General features: G+C 70.1%; 17 protein-coding genes. 7 read left to right on the plus strand and 10 right to left on the minus strand.

What is annotated here, in order from left to right; all coding sequences use genetic code 11:
- Positions 1-11 precede the first annotated feature (11 nt).
- Positions 12-182 (minus strand): hypothetical protein, encoded by a 171-nt coding sequence (locus ADL15_RS26860; protein WP_338025576.1) that lies wholly within the window; start codon positions 180-182, stop codon positions 12-14.
- A 131-nt stretch (positions 183-313) separates the two neighbouring features.
- On the opposite strand from ADL15_RS26860, the gene ADL15_RS26865 reads away from it, so the two are divergent.
- Positions 314-904, plus strand: a complete 591-nt coding sequence (locus ADL15_RS26865) for a GNAT family N-acetyltransferase (RefSeq protein WP_157441620.1) — start codon at positions 314-316, stop codon at positions 902-904.
- 28 nt (positions 905-932) lie between these two features.
- Here ADL15_RS26865 and ADL15_RS26870 read toward each other — a convergent pair whose 3' ends face one another.
- Positions 933-1,646 (minus strand): SDR family NAD(P)-dependent oxidoreductase, encoded by a 714-nt coding sequence (locus ADL15_RS26870; RefSeq protein WP_198171029.1) that lies wholly within the window; start codon positions 1,644-1,646, stop codon positions 933-935.
- A 124-nt stretch (positions 1,647-1,770) separates the two neighbouring features.
- On the opposite strand from ADL15_RS26870, the gene ADL15_RS26875 reads away from it, so the two are divergent.
- Positions 1,771-2,655 carry a LysR family transcriptional regulator gene (locus ADL15_RS26875; RefSeq protein WP_067696963.1) on the plus strand — a complete coding sequence of 295 codons (885 nt, stop codon included), beginning with the start codon at positions 1,771-1,773 and terminating at the stop codon, positions 2,653-2,655.
- A 25-nt stretch (positions 2,656-2,680) separates the two neighbouring features.
- On the opposite strand, the gene ADL15_RS26880 is transcribed toward ADL15_RS26875, so the two are convergent.
- On the minus strand, positions 2,681-3,175 hold the full coding sequence (locus ADL15_RS26880; protein ID WP_157441621.1) for a hypothetical protein: 495 nt from the start codon (positions 3,173-3,175) through the stop codon (positions 2,681-2,683).
- A gap of 140 nt (positions 3,176-3,315) precedes the next feature.
- A complete protein-coding gene (locus ADL15_RS51765) occupies positions 3,316-3,942 on the minus strand; it encodes a hypothetical protein (RefSeq protein ID WP_083971774.1) in 627 nt (208 codons plus the stop codon).
- 150 nt (positions 3,943-4,092) lie between these two features.
- Between ADL15_RS51765 and ADL15_RS26890 the strand changes: the two genes are divergently transcribed.
- Positions 4,093-4,797, plus strand: coding sequence for an AfsR/SARP family transcriptional regulator (locus ADL15_RS26890; RefSeq protein WP_067696967.1), 705 nt, complete (start codon positions 4,093-4,095; stop codon positions 4,795-4,797).
- 24 nt (positions 4,798-4,821) lie between these two features.
- On the opposite strand, the gene ADL15_RS26895 is transcribed toward ADL15_RS26890, so the two are convergent.
- The 3 genes from ADL15_RS26895 to ADL15_RS26905 all read right to left on the minus strand — a co-directional run bounded on the left by ADL15_RS26895 (position 4,822) and on the right by ADL15_RS26905 (position 8,671).
- A complete protein-coding gene (locus ADL15_RS26895; RefSeq protein WP_157441622.1) occupies positions 4,822-5,592 on the minus strand; it encodes a rod shape-determining protein in 771 nt (256 codons plus the stop codon).
- A gap of 307 nt (positions 5,593-5,899) precedes the next feature.
- A complete protein-coding gene (locus ADL15_RS26900; RefSeq protein WP_067696971.1) occupies positions 5,900-7,351 on the minus strand; it encodes a cellulose binding domain-containing protein in 1,452 nt (483 codons plus the stop codon).
- 66 nt (positions 7,352-7,417) lie between these two features.
- Positions 7,418-8,671 (minus strand): serine/threonine-protein kinase, encoded by a 1,254-nt coding sequence (locus ADL15_RS26905; protein ID WP_067696973.1) that lies wholly within the window; start codon positions 8,669-8,671, stop codon positions 7,418-7,420.
- A 328-nt stretch (positions 8,672-8,999) separates the two neighbouring features.
- Between ADL15_RS26905 and ADL15_RS26910 the strand changes: the two genes are divergently transcribed.
- The 3 genes from ADL15_RS26910 to ADL15_RS26920 all read left to right on the plus strand — a co-directional run bounded on the left by ADL15_RS26910 (position 9,000) and on the right by ADL15_RS26920 (position 12,133).
- Positions 9,000-11,138, plus strand: coding sequence for a trypsin-like serine protease (locus ADL15_RS26910; RefSeq protein ID WP_157441623.1), 2,139 nt, complete (start codon positions 9,000-9,002; stop codon positions 11,136-11,138).
- 117 nt (positions 11,139-11,255) lie between these two features.
- Positions 11,256-11,579, plus strand: coding sequence for a hypothetical protein (locus ADL15_RS26915; protein ID WP_067696977.1), 324 nt, complete (start codon positions 11,256-11,258; stop codon positions 11,577-11,579).
- 71 nt (positions 11,580-11,650) lie between these two features.
- Positions 11,651-12,133, plus strand: coding sequence for an NADAR family protein (locus ADL15_RS26920; RefSeq protein ID WP_067696979.1), 483 nt, complete (start codon positions 11,651-11,653; stop codon positions 12,131-12,133).
- A 177-nt stretch (positions 12,134-12,310) separates the two neighbouring features.
- On the opposite strand, the gene ADL15_RS26925 is transcribed toward ADL15_RS26920, so the two are convergent.
- The gene (locus tag ADL15_RS26925) at positions 12,311-12,907 is read right to left on the minus strand and encodes a TetR family transcriptional regulator (RefSeq protein ID WP_198171030.1); all 597 of its coding nucleotides are present in this window, start codon (positions 12,905-12,907) and stop codon (positions 12,311-12,313) included.
- Between the two features lie 86 nt (positions 12,908-12,993).
- Here ADL15_RS26925 and ADL15_RS26930 point away from each other — a divergent pair, with 86 nt between their 5' ends.
- Complete coding sequence (locus ADL15_RS26930; protein WP_198171031.1) at positions 12,994-13,848, plus strand: SDR family NAD(P)-dependent oxidoreductase; 855 nt, start codon at positions 12,994-12,996, stop codon at positions 13,846-13,848.
- A 63-nt stretch (positions 13,849-13,911) separates the two neighbouring features.
- Here ADL15_RS26930 and ADL15_RS26935 read toward each other — a convergent pair whose 3' ends face one another.
- A complete protein-coding gene (locus ADL15_RS26935) occupies positions 13,912-14,550 on the minus strand; it encodes an HAD family hydrolase (protein WP_232344343.1) in 639 nt (212 codons plus the stop codon).
- Positions 14,551-14,584: 34 nt separating this feature from the next.
- A complete protein-coding gene (locus ADL15_RS26940) occupies positions 14,585-15,322 on the minus strand; it encodes a class I SAM-dependent methyltransferase (RefSeq protein WP_067696983.1) in 738 nt (245 codons plus the stop codon).
- Positions 15,323-15,374 lie beyond the last annotated feature (52 nt).

A 15,374-nucleotide genomic window follows, 5' to 3' on the forward strand; every position in this document is an offset into this window, starting at 1 on the left:
CGCGCAGCCCGTCAGCACTCGCCTGGTCCGTGGCCCGGTACGTCGTCGCCGCTGTGGTCAGGCCGCGGCGCGGGCGCCAGACCGGAGCCGGCCGTCGTGAGCGTCGCCCGCAACGTGGCGGCCGCGGCTGTCACGTCCTGCCCGGCACCGTGCAACGCCTCGACATCAACCTGCAGCTGCACCGGAACTCCCCTCTCCCCCGACCGTTCACTGTGGTACACGCCGCGCGGGAGGGGCGAGTTCAACGCCCTGGTCGTACCCATGGCCGGAAAAGCGGTGGTCTTCTCCCGCCGGCATGGACCAGGATGCGCTCGTGCATGCCTACCTGGACACCGAGCGCCTGACCCTGCGGCACTTCACCCTGGACGACGCGGACCTGTTGATCGAGCTGGACAGCGACCCGGCGGTCATGCGCTACCTCACCGGCGGCGAGGCGACTCCCCCGGAGCACTACCGCGAGCGCGGCATGCGCAACATCATCGCCGGCTACGAGCGGTCGGGCGGCGCCTTCGGGCTGTTCGCGGCGCACGAGAAGGCGAGCGGCGCCTTCATCGGCTGGTTCCACCTGCGTCCCGACCGGGACGGCCCGCTGGACGAGGCCGAACTCGGCTACCGGCTGCGCCAGGCGGCGTGGGGCAAGGGTTATGCCACCGAGGGTTCGAGGGCCTTGCTGGCCAGGGGGTTCACCGAGCTCGGCGTGCGCAGGGTCTGGGCCGACACGATGGTGAAGAACGACGGTTCCCGCAAGGTGATGGCAAAGGTTGGGATGACCATGACGGGCACCCTCGAAACCCCGCCCGACATGCTGATGGTCGAGGGCGCCGAACACGGCGGCGTCCGTTACGAAATCACCAAGCAGCAGTGGGAGAGCCTCGTGGACCTCGTCCGTCCGGTCCGGTCGTAGCCATCGCTTCTGACCGCAGGGTCGCCGCTCAGCCAGCCAGGGGAAAGTCCGGTTGCTCCGGGCCGTGCGGGATGTCGATCCGTTCCTCGCCGGTGCGCAGGGCTCGCAGGATCACCCGGCCGACGTATTCGGGGGAATGCGCGACCAGCCCGGCTGGGAGGCTGCCCGCGGGGTAGAACTCGGTGTCGGTGAGCGACGGCAGCAGGAGCGTGACCTGGATGTTGTCGCCTGCCAGTTCCATGCGGCCCACCTGGCTGAGCCAGTTCACTGCCGTCTTGGTCGCCGGGTAGATGGCATTGCCCGCCATCGGCATCCCGGTGGCGCCCGAACTGATGTTGACGATGCGCCCGTGGCCGGCCGCCCGCATGTGCGGCAGCACCGCCTGAATGCTGGTCACGACGCCCACCACGTTCAGGTTCAACAAGGCCAGGAACGCCTCCGGTGTCGTGCCGTCGATCGTGGACCCGGCGCCCGCCCCGGCGTTGTTGACCAGGCCGTCCACCCGCCCGAACCGGTCGATCGTGGCCTGCACGAGCGCCCTGACCTGTTCCGGGACGGTGACGTCGGTGGGGACGGCGAGCGCCCCGTCGAGTTCCTTGCTCAGCACCTCGAGCCGGTCGGCGCGGCGCGCGGCCAGGACCGGGAGTGCACCGGCCTCGTGAAGGAGCCGCGCCGTCGCTGTACCGATGCCGGACGATGCTCCGGTGACGATGACGACCTTGCCGTTCAGGGATTCGTTCACGTGCTGGCTCCTGGTGTTGTCGATCCAGAGGTAGACCCGCATCGCGGCGGGACCGGCATCCAGTCAACGACGGTTGCTGCCGCGGGGGAAGGGCGACCTGCCTATCGACCGATACCCTGCTGATATGGATCATCTGGAGACGCGGCAGCTCCGATACTTCGTGGCGGTGGCCGAGGAACAGCATTTCGGGCGGGCCGCGCACCGGCTCGGCATGGCCCAGCCGCCGCTGTCTCGCGCGATCCGCGATCTCGAACGGCATCTCGGCGTGCAGTTGCTGGTCCGGACCAGCCGCCGGGTCGCTCTCACCCCAGCCGGTCAGGTCCTGCTGGATGAGGCCCGGATCGCCCTGGATGCCGTGGCCACGGCCGGGAACCGGACCCGCCACGCCGGACAAGAGGTGCCCGCGTTGCGGCTGGCGCTCAAAGCCGACCACGACGCTGGACTGCTCCCGAGGATCCTTGACGCCTACGACGTCCTGCCGGTGGAACTGTTGCTGGGCGGATACGGCGAGCAACTGGCGGCTCTGCATGACGGACGTGCCGACGTGGCGCTGCTGACGACGCCGTTCGACGAGCGCGGGATCGACAGCGAGCCACTGGTCACCGGGCCGCGCCTGGTGGCTATGGCCGCGTCGGACCCGCTGGCGGCGAGAACCGGTCTGCGGCTGGTCGACTTGACCGGTCGGCTTCTCCCCTACGGCACGCCCGCCGAGAAGGGCCTTCCGACGCCACCCTTCGATCACCACGAGCCGTTGGACCACTCACAGATCTTCAGCCTGATCGAGGTGGGCGCCGCTGTCTGGTTCCTCCCGGTCTGGCTCGCCGAACGCTTCGACCGGCCCGGTATCGCCTACCGTCCAGTGGAAGGCCTGGAGCCGGCCACCCTGACGGTCGCCTGGCCGGCCCGGTCACGCCTCGCCGCCGTGGCCACCTTCGTACGGACCGTCCAGCAGATCGCCGGTGACACCGCGACCTACGACAACCCGGCGCCCGTGGGCCACCCGGTGTGACCGGCGAGCACACCGTCCCGCCGACCTAATCCGCCGGCAGGGGGCCGATCGCGTCCGCTGCACCCCACATGTCCGACGGCGGGAAACCCTCGGGGCACGGGATCGTATCGACCTGCGACGCCGGCTCCGGAGCCGCCACTCCGGCAATGGACGCGCACGTCACCCAGGAGAACTCCTCGTACGTGCCGCCACCACCACCGGCTCCCCGGCCGTTCACACCGAACCGCGCGGTGACCCGACGTCCGTCCACCGTGACCGCGATCACGGATAGATCCGTACCGTTGTCCCGCGGGTCGGGCCCGAACTCATCGCGGAGCTTCTGCTCGGCCCACTTCTCGTCGGCGGCCTGACGCAACCTGACGTCGAAACCTGCGCGGAAGCCGTCCAGGCGCTGGCGAGCCGCCGCGACGGCAGCGTCGCGAGCCTTGTCCCTCGGCGACGCGTAGCCGCACCCGGCGCTGACCACGAGCACTCCAGCTGCCAGAGCAACCAGGCCGTACCGTAGTCCGGCAACTCTCATTCGTGCTGTCTCCTGTCCGGGTGTGGCCCGAGCGCCGAAAGGCGCAGGCGACCTGAGAGTAGAGGAGCGCCGCTTCGATCTCCGGGTGGCAGCGAACAGCACACGGCCGGCCGCGAAGCCTGGCGCATGCCGCCGGTTCCTCACCACTCCCGCAGCGGGCGATCGTCGTCGGTGTGGAAATAGCGGACCGCCACATCCGGCAACTCCCGCTGCAGCTCATGTGCCAAGGCCAAACCCTCGGCAGCCCACTCCTTGCTCGCCCAGGGCTTACGGCTGGCCCCGTGCCGCTCGAACGTCTCGTTCCAGGCTCGCAGCCGCTGCCTCAGCGACTCCGAGACACCGAGCTCCGTCAGCGACACCAGCGACCCGCTGCCCCGAGGCCGTTCCCACACCGGCTCGTCGGCGCTGTATTCCGCCATGACCAGCAGCGTCTCCGGCCGCTCGTCCGCACCGTCCGGCGGGAACGCGCGCCACTCGAACTCGAAGCCCGGCCGCCTCTTCCCCTCGATCACCGTGAGCAGCTCGGTCAGCGCTGACCGGTCCCGGGCCAGCCCGGCCGGACCCTCGCCGGCGTACTTCTCCAGGAACTCCTGGGCCGCGAACGTCGCCCGCGGCCCCAGCAGATCACCGACGCGATCCTGAAGATAGGTGAGCACCTCGCCAGGCACTCCGCCACGCCCGTAGGCGTCCTCCGCGAGCAGCCACGCTTCCAGCGCTCTGAGCCCCGCATCCTTGCCGGCTGCCGCAGCTTCCTGGAAGTCATCCATCTCCCGATCCTGACAGCCACCACGACACCAGGAGGCGCCTTCCCCCTGATGGCTGGCGCTCGTGGCCCACCAGCAGCAACGCCGTTATGATGCGACTGCCGATCGCGGTGTGACCGCCGCCGGGACCGCTGCTGCTGGAGGAATCGCCGAATGACCGACAACTCGGCCACTCAGGCGCTGCGGTTCGAGATCCTCGGCCAGGTTCGCGCCTATCGCCACGACGAACCCGTCGACATCGGCTCGCTCAACCAGCGGGCGGTCCTCGCCGTCCTGCTGCTGCACGCCCGTTCCCCGGTCCCGATCAACAAGATCATCCACACGCTCTGGGACGACGATCCGCCGGAGAACGCCGTCGACATCGTGCAGCGCTACGTGGGCGGGCTGCGCCGGGCCCTCGACCCGGACCGGACGTCACTGCTCGCGCTGACCCCGGACGGTTACATGCTGAGCGCCGGGACCTCGGCCGTGGACGCCAGCGTCTTTCGCGCCTCGCTGGCCCGCGCGCGCGACGCGCACCAGACGGGCAACCTGCAGGAGGCGACCGGTGAGGTGCACCAGGCGTTTCGCCTGTGGCAGGACGAGCCGCTGGCCGGGCTGACCGGCCCGGTGTTCGAGTCCGCACGCGCCCGGCTCAACCAGGAACGCACCGCCGCGGCGAACCTGCTGGCGAAACCCGCCCCGGAGGAGCCCACGATGCTCGCACCGCCGGTCGCCGTCGAGCCGACCGTCCTCACCGCGGCCGTTCCCGCCGAGCCCGTGGCGGCACAACCCGCGCCGGTCCCGGCACCGTCCGGATACCAGGAACCGGTCGATCCGTGGGCTGGGCACGACCTCTTCCCGCCCAGCCCGTTCTAAAAAAACTCAATCTTCGATCAAAACCTATTTTTTGTACGGACGGAGCACACGCCCGGACAGGGCGGGGTGGCGCAGAGCGGACGACACGGCCAAGCCCGCGCCGGTGAGTGCGGCCTGGCGCGGCGCGGCAGCCACGTGCACGCGCATCCCCAACTCGGCGGCCAGCGCCGCGGGCAGGTCGGGATGCAGCGCGCCGTCGCCGACCAGCAGGAGCCCGCGCGCGGTGGCCGCGGCCAGATCGGCGTCCGGACAGGCAGCTCTGAGCTGGTCGACGTGCCGGGCGACCACGTCGCCGAGCAGGCCCACCGTGGTGCCGCTGCCGAGGTCCCGGGTCCCGAGCTCGGCGCGGCGGGCTTCGACGACCCGGCCGTTCTCGAGCAGGGCGGTCTCGGTGAGCTGTGTGCCGACGTCGGCGATCAGCAGGCTGCCGGCGGTCGCACCGGCACCGATCGCGGCGGCCCGGACGGAGTCGACGAACAGGATGCGCCGGGGCGTGAACACCTCGTCGAGAACGCGGCGCATCAGCGCCTCGTCAGCGTCGGTGGACAGCACCGGCCGGCAGGCGACGACCATGTCGGCGGCGGGCACCGGCTGCGGATACTGCTGAACGATCCGCTTGAGCAGCGCGGTGCAGCCGTCGACGTCGACGATCCGGCCGCGGTGCACCAGGTTGCGGTCGCTGGAGCCGCTGACGACGCCGCGGTGACTCGTCCACACGCCGGTGGTTCCGCTGCCGAGGTCGACGGCGACGGCCGTGGCCGGCTTCGGGCGGGTGGGCTCAGCAGGGTTGTCCATGAAGGTGCCTTTCACAGGTGGTCCGGGAAACAAAAAAGGCCGAAGCTGAGAAGCTTCGCCCTGGCGGTCGATCGTGGAACAGGATCAACCGGGGGGCCTCGGTCGGTGGGTGCCGGGCTCCGGAGAGCGTGGGCACCGGCGACGCCGGCAACCGGCCGGTGGGCAGCACGCATGGCCGTCACCGTGGTGACGGCCCGCGTGGATGAACCCACCGTTGGCATCCGACCACCATAGGTTGACCTTCGCGCAGTTGCCAGGCAGATTCGTAGAACCGCTGGTCAGGCGGCACTACGAACCGCCCGTACGCCTACTGCCCCGGGGTGACGGCGATGTTGGTGAGGCCACTCGTGGCGTTCGTGACGGTGTTCGAGGCGTACACGACGTTGAGGTTGCCGGCGCACTTGGACGTGGAGGTCACGTTGATCGCCCAGGCGCCGGCACCGCCCAGGTCGCTGCGGTTGCCACGGAAGATGTTGCCGCACCCGGAGCCCGCAGTCGGATTGTGCGTCTCGTATCCGTTGGCGAACACGCCCGGGGAGCTGAACGTGCCGGTGTTGTCGGCGATCACGTAGTTGCTGCCCTTGACGTCCAGCCAGGAGTCGGCCGAGTTCTGCCCGGCGATGCCGGTGCCGTTCCAGGTGTTGCCGCGGATCAGGCCCGCGACCGTGCCCTCTTTGACGTCCACGTGCTCGGCGGCCACGTTCGGGCCGACCACATTGCTCAGGACCTGCACCCGGTCCGAGGCGTCGATGCCGCCGGTGTTGCCGTAGCAGGACCAGTTCGAGGTGGCCGAGCCGAGGTAGATGCCCTCGCCGTACTGCGGCTGGCCGGTGCCGGTGCGCTCGATCCGGGAGTTCTGGATCACGCCGTCGGCGGAGGAGCGCCGGAAGTGCACTCCCTCGTCACCGATGTCGTGAACGTACACGCCGTCGACGGTGACGTGCGGCGAGGCGTCGATCATGATGCCCTTGGCCGCGCCGGCGACGGTGAAACCGCTGAGTTTCCAGTACGCGGCCTCGTAGAGCCAGACCCCGTACCCGGGATCGAAGCCGGCGGCCGGGACCGAGCAGCCCGGATTCGTACCCGAGGATTCTGGATTTGTCAGGACGGCCGTGACCGGACCGGTCAGCGTGATGGGCGCGGTCGCCGTGCCGGGCGTGCGGGCGAGGAACGCGCCGTTGTAGGTGCCGGGAGCCATCCGGATCGTCTGGCCGGGCCGCGCGGCGGCCAGCGCCGCGGTGAGCTGCACGGCCGTGCTGACATCGACGATCGAACCGGTCGGCGGCGTGGTCGTGGGCGGTGTGCTGGTGGGCGGTGTGCTGGTGGGCGGCGTCGTCACGGGCGGCGTGGTCGGCGTGCTGCCGCCGGCGCAGGGTGCGCCGTTGACCAGGCAGTTCGCCGGTACGCCGAGGTTGGCGACGTTGAAGCCGAACCGCACCGTGGCGCCGGGCGCGATGGCGCCGTTCCAGGCCACGTTCGTGAAGCGGTAGTGGTTGCCGGTGGTGGTGCGCACCGAGCTCCACGAGCTGGTCACGGTCGTGCCGGCCGGCAGGTCGAAGTCGACGGCCCACCCGGAGCTCGCCACGTCACCGGTGTTGGTGACGGCGTAGTCGGCGCCGTAGCCGGAGTTCCAGGTGGAGGTCTGCACGAAGGTGGCGCTCAGCGCGGCCCCGGCCGCGTGGGCGGGCAGCGCGACCGCCGCGGCACCGACAGCGAGGGCACCGGCGAGCAGAGCCCGCCAGACATTGATGGGAGACATTCTGTTAGTAACGTTAACTAACGTTCTTTCGTCAATGCCTCCCCGGGCTGCGGCCGAGGTAGCGGCTCACTTCTTCTTGGACTTCACCGGCTTCGGCTTCTTCGGCTTGGCGGTCTTCGGTGCCGCCGGGCCGGGCACGGACGGTGTCATCGCCGGCGCGGTCGCGGCATCCCGGATCACTGCCGGAAGCCCCGCGGGTGGCACTCCCACCGGTATCGGGGCGGACACCGCGCCGGTGCCCGGGCCCGGCTGCCGCGCGGTGACCGGCGGTGCCGAGGCTGATGACGATGCTGATGACGGCGTGGTGGCCGGGCAGGTAGCGGTGGTGCAGGCGGCCGCCGGCGGGCTCACCGCCGGATCGGCCAGCGCCCACCAGGTGCCGCCCACCGTCAGCAGCGCCACCGCCACCCCGGCCACGGCCACGGTTCGGCGGTCACGGCGAACGCCGGTCCAGGACAGGGCGACGGTCGGCTCGGACGCCGTGCGCAGCAGCGTCGACGGGGGCAGGCCGGCGATCTCGCCGAGCACCTCAGCCACCTCGGTCGCGGACGGCCGCTCGCCGGGGTTCTTCGCCAGGCAGCGCGTCACCAGCCGGCTGACCTCGCCGGGCAGCCCGGGCACGGCCGGCATCGGCGCCGGGCTCGCGTACACATGGGCTTTGAGCATCTGCGTGACGGTCGGCGCGTTCCACGGCATCCGCCCGGACAGCGCGCGGTAGAGCAGCAGACCGAGGGCGTAGACGTCGGTGGCCGGGCGCACCGGCGCCCCTTTGAGCCGTTCCGGCGCCAGATAGGCGGGCGTGCCGAGCAGCTGACCGTCGCGGCCGTCGAGCTCACCGACGGGCGCCGAGATACCGAAGTCGACGAGCTTCACGCCGGTCGTCGTCACCATGACGTTCGCCGGTTTGACATCGCGGTGCACGATCCCGGCGCTGTGCGCCGCGGCGAGCGCGGCACCCACCTGGGCGCCGATCAGCACCGCCAGCCGCCACGGCAGCTCGGCGGCGGTCAGCATGTCGGCCAGGGAGCGGCCTTCGACGAGTTCCATCACGACGTACGAAAGGGTCCGCCCCGCGTCGGTGAACTCGCCGTAGTCGAAAACGGCCACCACGTTGGCGTGCCGCAGCCCGGCGGCCGCCCTGGCCTCGGCGCGGATCTGCCGCCGCAGCTCCGGATCGCCGGCGAGCGCTGCCGAGAGCACCTTGAGCGCCACCTGCCGGCCCAGCACGTCATCGTCGGCGCGCCAGACCACCGACATGCCGCCGTGCCCGAGCCGCTCCCGCAGCCGGTACCGCCCCGCTATCAGCCGCCCGCTCTCCACGAGAGATCGCTGTGCCCGGATAGCTGGCACCGGAAACGGATTCCGCGGCGGGTACTCGGGTCTCCCGATGGCCGGGCCGGCTCAGCCCTCTTGCGGTCATCCACATGTGCTCGTGCGGCGGTGGAGTCCGGACCGACGATCGCGGGGCGGTGGCCGAACGGTGACGGGATGTTCGGCCGTCCGGACGGGATCTGCGCAGGACCGGCCGTTCGGCCGACCTCGACCGCGTTAACGCTGCTCATCGGGCCACTAAGGTCATGCGACCGTAGCCACAGGCCCGGCACGACATCACCCATGCCGGTATGAACCTCCCGTAAAGGGGAAACTTGTGCGTACAACGCGAATGGCGCGACGCCTAGCCGCGCTGGTTGCCGTGGCAACCGGCGCGTTGCTGATTCCGGGAACACCGGCGCAGGCCATCGTCGGCGGGCGCACCGTGCAGACGGACTCCGAGTACCCGGCAGTCGGCCGGCTGCTGGTGCCCTACGCCGGCGGCAAGGAACTGTGCACCGCCATCCTGATCCGTACCGACGTCGCCCTGACCGCCAAACACTGCTTCACCACAGAGGGCTACAACGCGAAGAACGGGCCGATCACCCTGCGGTTCGGGAGCCGGATGGCATCGAGCGGCGGCCAGGTCCGCGAGGCGACGGACTTCGTCCTCGGCGACGGCTTCGACCTCGCGCTGATCCAGTTCCCGTCGGTCACCGGTATCCGCCCACTCCCGCTGGTGACCAAGACCGAGTCCGCGCTGTACAAGAACGGCACGGTCGGACTGGCCGTGGGCTGGGGCGTGACGTCGACCGGAAAGGTGGCCACGCAGCTCCAGGAAGGCGCCCTCAAGATCGAAGACCAGGTGTACAGCCTGCCGCAGACGATCAAGGGCTACAACTATCTGATGAAGGCCTCGCCCTACAGCGGCAAGATCGGCGGTGGCGACAGCGGCGGCCCACTGATCAACGAGCACGTCGTCAACGGCGCGGTCGTGCAGACCGTCGTCGGCGTGGTCTCCCAGGGCTCCAAGGGCGACGCCGCGGCGTACACCAAGGTCGGGTCCACCCGGACCTGGATCATGGACTACCTGAACCGGACCCCGGTGATCGTGCCGGCGCCGTCAACGCCGTCAACGCCCACCCCGGCTCCCGGGCCGGCGAACAAAGCGCCCGTGGCCTCGTTCACCGCGACCCGGCAGACCGGCGCCGGCAACCTGGTCACGCTGGACGGCACGGCCTCCAGCGACCCGGACGGCACGATCCGGTCCTGGCAGTGGCTGGTCGACGGCACGCCGGTGCAGACCGGATCGCGGGTCACTGTCTCACTCGGTGCCGGGGCGTCCAAGTCGGTGACGTTGCGCGTGACCGATGACAAGGGCGCCACCGGTGCGGTGACCCGGACGGTGTCGACCGCCAACCGCGTGCCCGCGATCAGCGCGGTCGCGCCGGGCAACGGCACGGTGTCCGCGTCGACCACGCCGACGCTGTCGGTCACGGCGACCGACCCGGACGCCGACGCGCTGCAACGGTCCTACCGGGTGACCGGACCGTCGGTGGATGTCTCCTCCGGCTGGGTCGCGGGCACCTGGACGGTACCGGCGCAGCGTCTCGACCCGGGTACGACGTACGAGATGACCACGACCGTCAAGGACCCGGGTGGCCTGACCGCGACGCGCACGTCCACCTTCACCGTGGCCATGCTGCCCACCGCGGCCGACGTGGTCGCCACCTCGACCGGCGCCGGGTACTGGCAGGTCGACACGTACGGCAATGTCTTCGCCTACGGTGACGCGCCGCTGTTCGGCACCCTGCCCGGCATCGGCGTCAAGGTCACCAACGTGATCGGCATGGCCCGCACCGCGACCAGCAGGGGTTACTGGCTGGTCGGCAGCGACGGCGGAGTGTTCGCGTTCGGTGACGCACCGTTCTTCGGCTCGATGGGCGGCAAGCACCTCAACGCCCCCGTCGTCGGTATGGCGCCGACCCGCACCGGCAAGGGCTACTGGCTGACCGCGGCGGACGGTGGTGTCTTCGCGTTCGGCGACGCCGGCTTCTACGGTTCGATGGGCGACAAGCACCTCAACGCCTCGGTCACGGCGATCGCACCGACCGCGAGCGGCAAGGGCTACTGGCTGACCGCCCGCGACGGCGGGGTGTTCGCGTTCGGCGACGCGCCGTTCTTCGGGTCGATGGGCGACAAGCATCTCAACGCGCCCGTTGTCGACATGGACACCACCCCGGACGGCGGCGGCTACTGGATGACGGCCGAGGACGGCGGTGTCTTCACCTTCGGCAACGCCCGCTTCCACGGCTCGATGGCGGGTCAGCACCTCAACGGCCACGTCACCGGGATGTCGGCGACCGCGGACGGCGGCGGTTACTGGTTGAACGGCTGCGACGGCGGCGTGTTCAGCTTCGGCAACGCCACCTACCGCGGCTCGCACCCGACGTTCCAGTGCCGGGGCATCGGCTGATCCTGCCGTGACGGCTCGCGGTCCGTGGCGACTCCGGACCGCGAGCCCTTTCCTCGCGCTTCTTGATCATGGTCTGATGGTTCATCTGGTTCCCGTTCGACCCGGAAGGACTGAGCCGTGCCCGACCGCCCGGAGATCGTCTGCATCTGCGGCTCCACCCGCTTCGTGGACGAGATGAACGCGGCGAACCGTGATCTGACCTTCGCCGGCGTCATCGTCGTCGCACCGGGCGTCTTCCTGCGCACCGAGGATCACGGAGCAGCCGAGTGGATCACCGCCGAGCAGAAGGCCGCGCTGGACGTCCTGCACCTACGCAAGATCGACCTGGCCGACCGGGTGCTGGTCGTCAACCCCGGCGGATACATCGGCGAGTCCACGAGCCGGGAGATCGCCTACGCCCACGCCACCGGCAAGCCGGTCTCGTTCACCGATCCGGCCTGACCGGCGAAATCTGATTGCGGCGCCGGATCATGCCTGAGATGGTGCGGGTTCCGTAACCCGGTGAGGTCCCCGTGACGATCTACTTCTATGGCGCCGACGAAGTCCCCTTCGGGTGCTTCTCGAACTTCTCCGATCACGGCTTCGACCTGGACGGGGTCTGGTGGCCGACCTCGGAGCACTACTTCCAGGCGCAGAAATTCAAGGGCACACGTCACGCGGATCGCATCCGGCGTGCTCGCACACCGTTGCGGGCCGCGGAGCTGGGCCGCGACCCGTCACTACCGCTGCGCAGGGACTGGGAACAGGTCAAGGACGACGTGATGCGCCGCGCGGTGGCCACCAAGTTCCGCGCGCACGCCGACATCCGTGACGTCTTGTTGTCCACCGGCGACGAAGGGATCGTCGAGGACACCACCACCGATCACTACTGGGGCCGGGGCCGGACCGGGAACGGCAAGAACATGCTCGGCCGGATCCTGGTCCGCACCCGCACCCAGTTGCGCGCCGACCTCGCCGACGCCCTCGGCAGCGACAGCCGGCGCCCGAGACGGTGACCCGGCGTCGACCTTCCGCGGACCGCCCGGGCAGCGATCCCGGTGCCACGGGCCGCGGCCGGCCACCTTCCTGTCAAGGTGTTCGGTTGTCCTCTGAGCGCCTCCCAGCAGGCTGCGTCTGAACAGCCGTGTCCAGGCGGTCGTGGTGGCCCACGAACGCGGCCCAAAAAGCCCGGGTCAGCCGACTGCGGCCATGGCGCAGTCGAGCAGCTCGGGTAGCTCCGGCGGCTCGTCACTGGCCGTCCAGGCCATCAGCGCCGCGTCCAGACAGCCGAGCGCCGCGGCGATCAGAGCATCAGCCCGAGGATCGCAGGTGACCGCCGGGCTGGCGCCGAGGCGGCGGGCCACCTCGGGCCGCAGCATCTGATGCCACTCGGCATCCTTCTCCCGGTGCCGCGCCGCCAGGCCGGGCGTGTCCTGGATGAGGCGTACCAGGCGCCGGGCGTGCACACCGCCGGCGGCGATCTCCTCGAGACGCGGATCAAGTGCCCGCCGCAGCGCGGTCCACGGCGTCTCCTCGGCAGGCCGGGCAGCCAGCGCGGTGACCAGCCGCGCGCCGGTGTCGCCGGCGAGGCCGAACAGGGCGTCCTCTTTGGTGGGGAAGTACCGGAAGAACGTGCTGCGTGAGATGTCCGCGGCGGCGCAGATGTCCTCCACCGTCGTCGCGTCGTAGCCCTGCTGGAGGAACAGGCCCACCGCGATGGCGCTCACCTGCACGCGCATCTCCCGGCGGGCCCGGGCGCGGGCTCCGGTCGGCGTCCCGCTGACGTTCACGGGCCGACGATACTACAAACCAGAAGTGACACTGAGTTCCACTAATGAGATACAGTCTCACTTATTCGACCGAAGGGAAAATCCGGGTGAACAGCAAGAAGGTCATCGTCATCACCGGTGCGAGCGGCGGGATCGGGGCTGCCGCGGCCCGCCGGTTGCACGCCGACGGGCACACCGTGGTGCTCACCGGACGCTCGCCGGAGAAGACCCGCGCCATCGCCACCGAGCTGGGCGTCGACAGCTACGTCGCCGACTTCACCCGGCTCGACGACGTCGCCCGGCTCGCGGCCGAGGTCACCGGCGCCTACCCCCGCATCGACGTCCTGGCCAACAACGCCGGCGGCATGTTCGGCCCGCAGACCAGGACCGTCGACGGTTTCGAGAAGACGTTCCAGGTCAACCACCTCGCACCCTTCCTGCTCACGCGGCTCCTGCTGGACACCCTGATCGCCTCGCGCGCCTCGGTGATCCAGACCTCGAGCACGGTGCGCTTCACGAAGACGATCGACCTGACCGACCTCGATCACGACCGGCATTTCGACGCGGTGCACGCCTACGGCGCGGCAAAACTCGAGAACATCCTGTTCACCCAGGAACTGCACCGGCGCTACCACGCCGAGGGCATCGCGGCCGCCTCGTTCTACCCCGGCAACGTCCTCACCGGCTTCGGCGCCGAAGCCACCAAACCGATCATCCGGCTGGTCCGCCGGGTCGCGGCCAACCCGCTCGGCCGCCGCCTGTTCTCCACCCCCGAGCAGGGCGCCGACCAACTGGTGTGGCTGGCACAGGGCACACCCGGCGTCGACTGGGAGTCCGGCGCGTACTACTACCGGCGCGCCGTCACCGAACCGAGCAACGCACAGGCCTTCGACGAAGCGCTCGCCCGCGGTCTGTGGGAACGCTCGCTGCAGCTCACCGCCGGCACCCGGCAAACGCCGTGAGGACCGGGTCACCCGGAGATCGGCTCACGCAAAGCCGCCCCGGCCAGTCCCGGCAAAAAGTGCCTACGGCATGGCCGCCAGCCAGCTCCCGAGCAGCGGCAGCACACTTCGGAGATCGGCTCCGCCGGCTGACGCGTGGGCAGCCGCGCGAGCTGCCGGGGTCCCGTTGAAGGCGACGGCCAACCCGACATCGGCGAACAGCGGCAGGTCGGACCGGCTGTCGCCGATGGCCGCACAGCGGGTCAGTTCCACGCCGCGGTGGGCGGCGGCACGCACCGCGAAGTCACGTTTGGCCATCTCGTCGAAGTGCTCGGCGACTTCCCCGCTGTAGCGGCCGTCGATCACTTCGAGGCGAGGGCCGCAGGCCTGCTCGAAGCCGAAGCGGTCGCACAGGTAGGTTCCCACCGGCTCCCACGCCAACGTGGCCAGGACAGGCGCCATCCCGTGCCGACGACACCAATCGACGGTTTCGGCGATGCCCTCCACGAGCGGCAGCGACGCCAAGAAGCCTCGGACGTCCGCAGGAGCCCACGTCGCCCAGCCGCGGGCGTCCAGGACAGAGACCTCCGCGTTGCTCAGCGTGCCGGCGGCGTAGCCGGCTTCGGCCTGCCGCACCACCTCCGCATGGCCCAGCAGAGCCGCCAGGTGCTGCCCGCTGCTGGTGTGCGGGACCAAGGTTCCATCGATGTCGAAGAACACCACTCCACGGACCACGGCGCAACACTATCGGCCGGGATCACCGATGGCCGATGATGCTCCGCAGTCCTACGGGCAGCGGATGATCGTCGTCGTCGAACGAGTCGCCGATCGTGGCTGTCACTCCGCGTTCGCGCAGCAGCGCCGGCACCAACGAGGTGTCGATCAGGACATTGCCGTGATGTTCGTCCTCGCGGCGGTAGCTGCCGTCCGCGTTGCGGACGAAGGTGGTGAGGTCGCGGTCGAACCGTTCCGGGGTCGGCTGGCTGAACGTGGTGACGATGGCCCAGTCGTCGCCGACCCGCCCTTGCCCCATGGCACCCTGCCGGGCGGTACCCCACTCGAGGTCGCACAGATCCACGGCCAGCACCCCGCCGGGCACCAACGCATCGGCGAGCGCGACCAGACCACGGCGGACCGCGGCCGTATCGGCAAGATAGTTGAGGGCGTGTCCGATCCCGACGATCGCATTCACCGCCGGAATCGGATCATCGGGCAGGATCAAGGTCCGGATGTCCTCGGCGCCACCGACCGCGCTCCGGGTGAGATCCAGCATCGCCGGTGACGCATCGGTGGCGATCACCCGATGACCGGCTTCCACCAGGCGCTTCGTCAGCAGGCCCGACCCGCAACCGATCTCCAGGACCACGCCGTCGCGAGCCCGGACGTCCTCGAGAAGGGCCAGAATGCCCGGCGCGCAGGCTTCGGCGTGAAAGCCGTAGCCCTGGTCGAAAACATAGGCCAGGTCCCGACGGTAGTACGGCTCATTGGACTGCACCCAGGCATTGTGCCGTCACGGCGGCCCGACCGTGTGCGCTCACCTGCCGCCG

Origin of the sequence: Actinoplanes awajinensis subsp. mycoplanecinus (assembly GCF_001509495.1) — a bacterium.
Lineage (GTDB): Bacteria > Actinomycetota > Actinomycetes > Mycobacteriales > Micromonosporaceae > Actinoplanes > Actinoplanes palleronii.

Bases quoted from the DNA above. Each gene is read 5' to 3' on its own strand.
- ADL15_RS26875 (WP_067696963.1), top strand. From the start codon at position 1,771: ATGGATCATCTGGAGACGCGGCAGCTCCGATACTTCGTGGCGGTGGCC.
- ADL15_RS26880 (WP_157441621.1), bottom strand. From the start codon at position 3,175: ATGAGAGTTGCCGGACTACGGTACGGCCTGGTTGCTCTGGCAGCTGGA.
- ADL15_RS51765 (WP_083971774.1), bottom strand. From the start codon at position 3,942: ATGGATGACTTCCAGGAAGCTGCGGCAGCCGGCAAGGATGCGGGGCTC.
- ADL15_RS26890 (WP_067696967.1), top strand. From the start codon at position 4,093: ATGACCGACAACTCGGCCACTCAGGCGCTGCGGTTCGAGATCCTCGGC.
- ADL15_RS26895 (WP_157441622.1), bottom strand. From the start codon at position 5,592: ATGGACAACCCTGCTGAGCCCACCCGCCCGAAGCCGGCCACGGCCGTC.
- ADL15_RS26900 (WP_067696971.1), bottom strand. From the start codon at position 7,351: ATGTCTCCCATCAATGTCTGGCGGGCTCTGCTCGCCGGTGCCCTCGCT.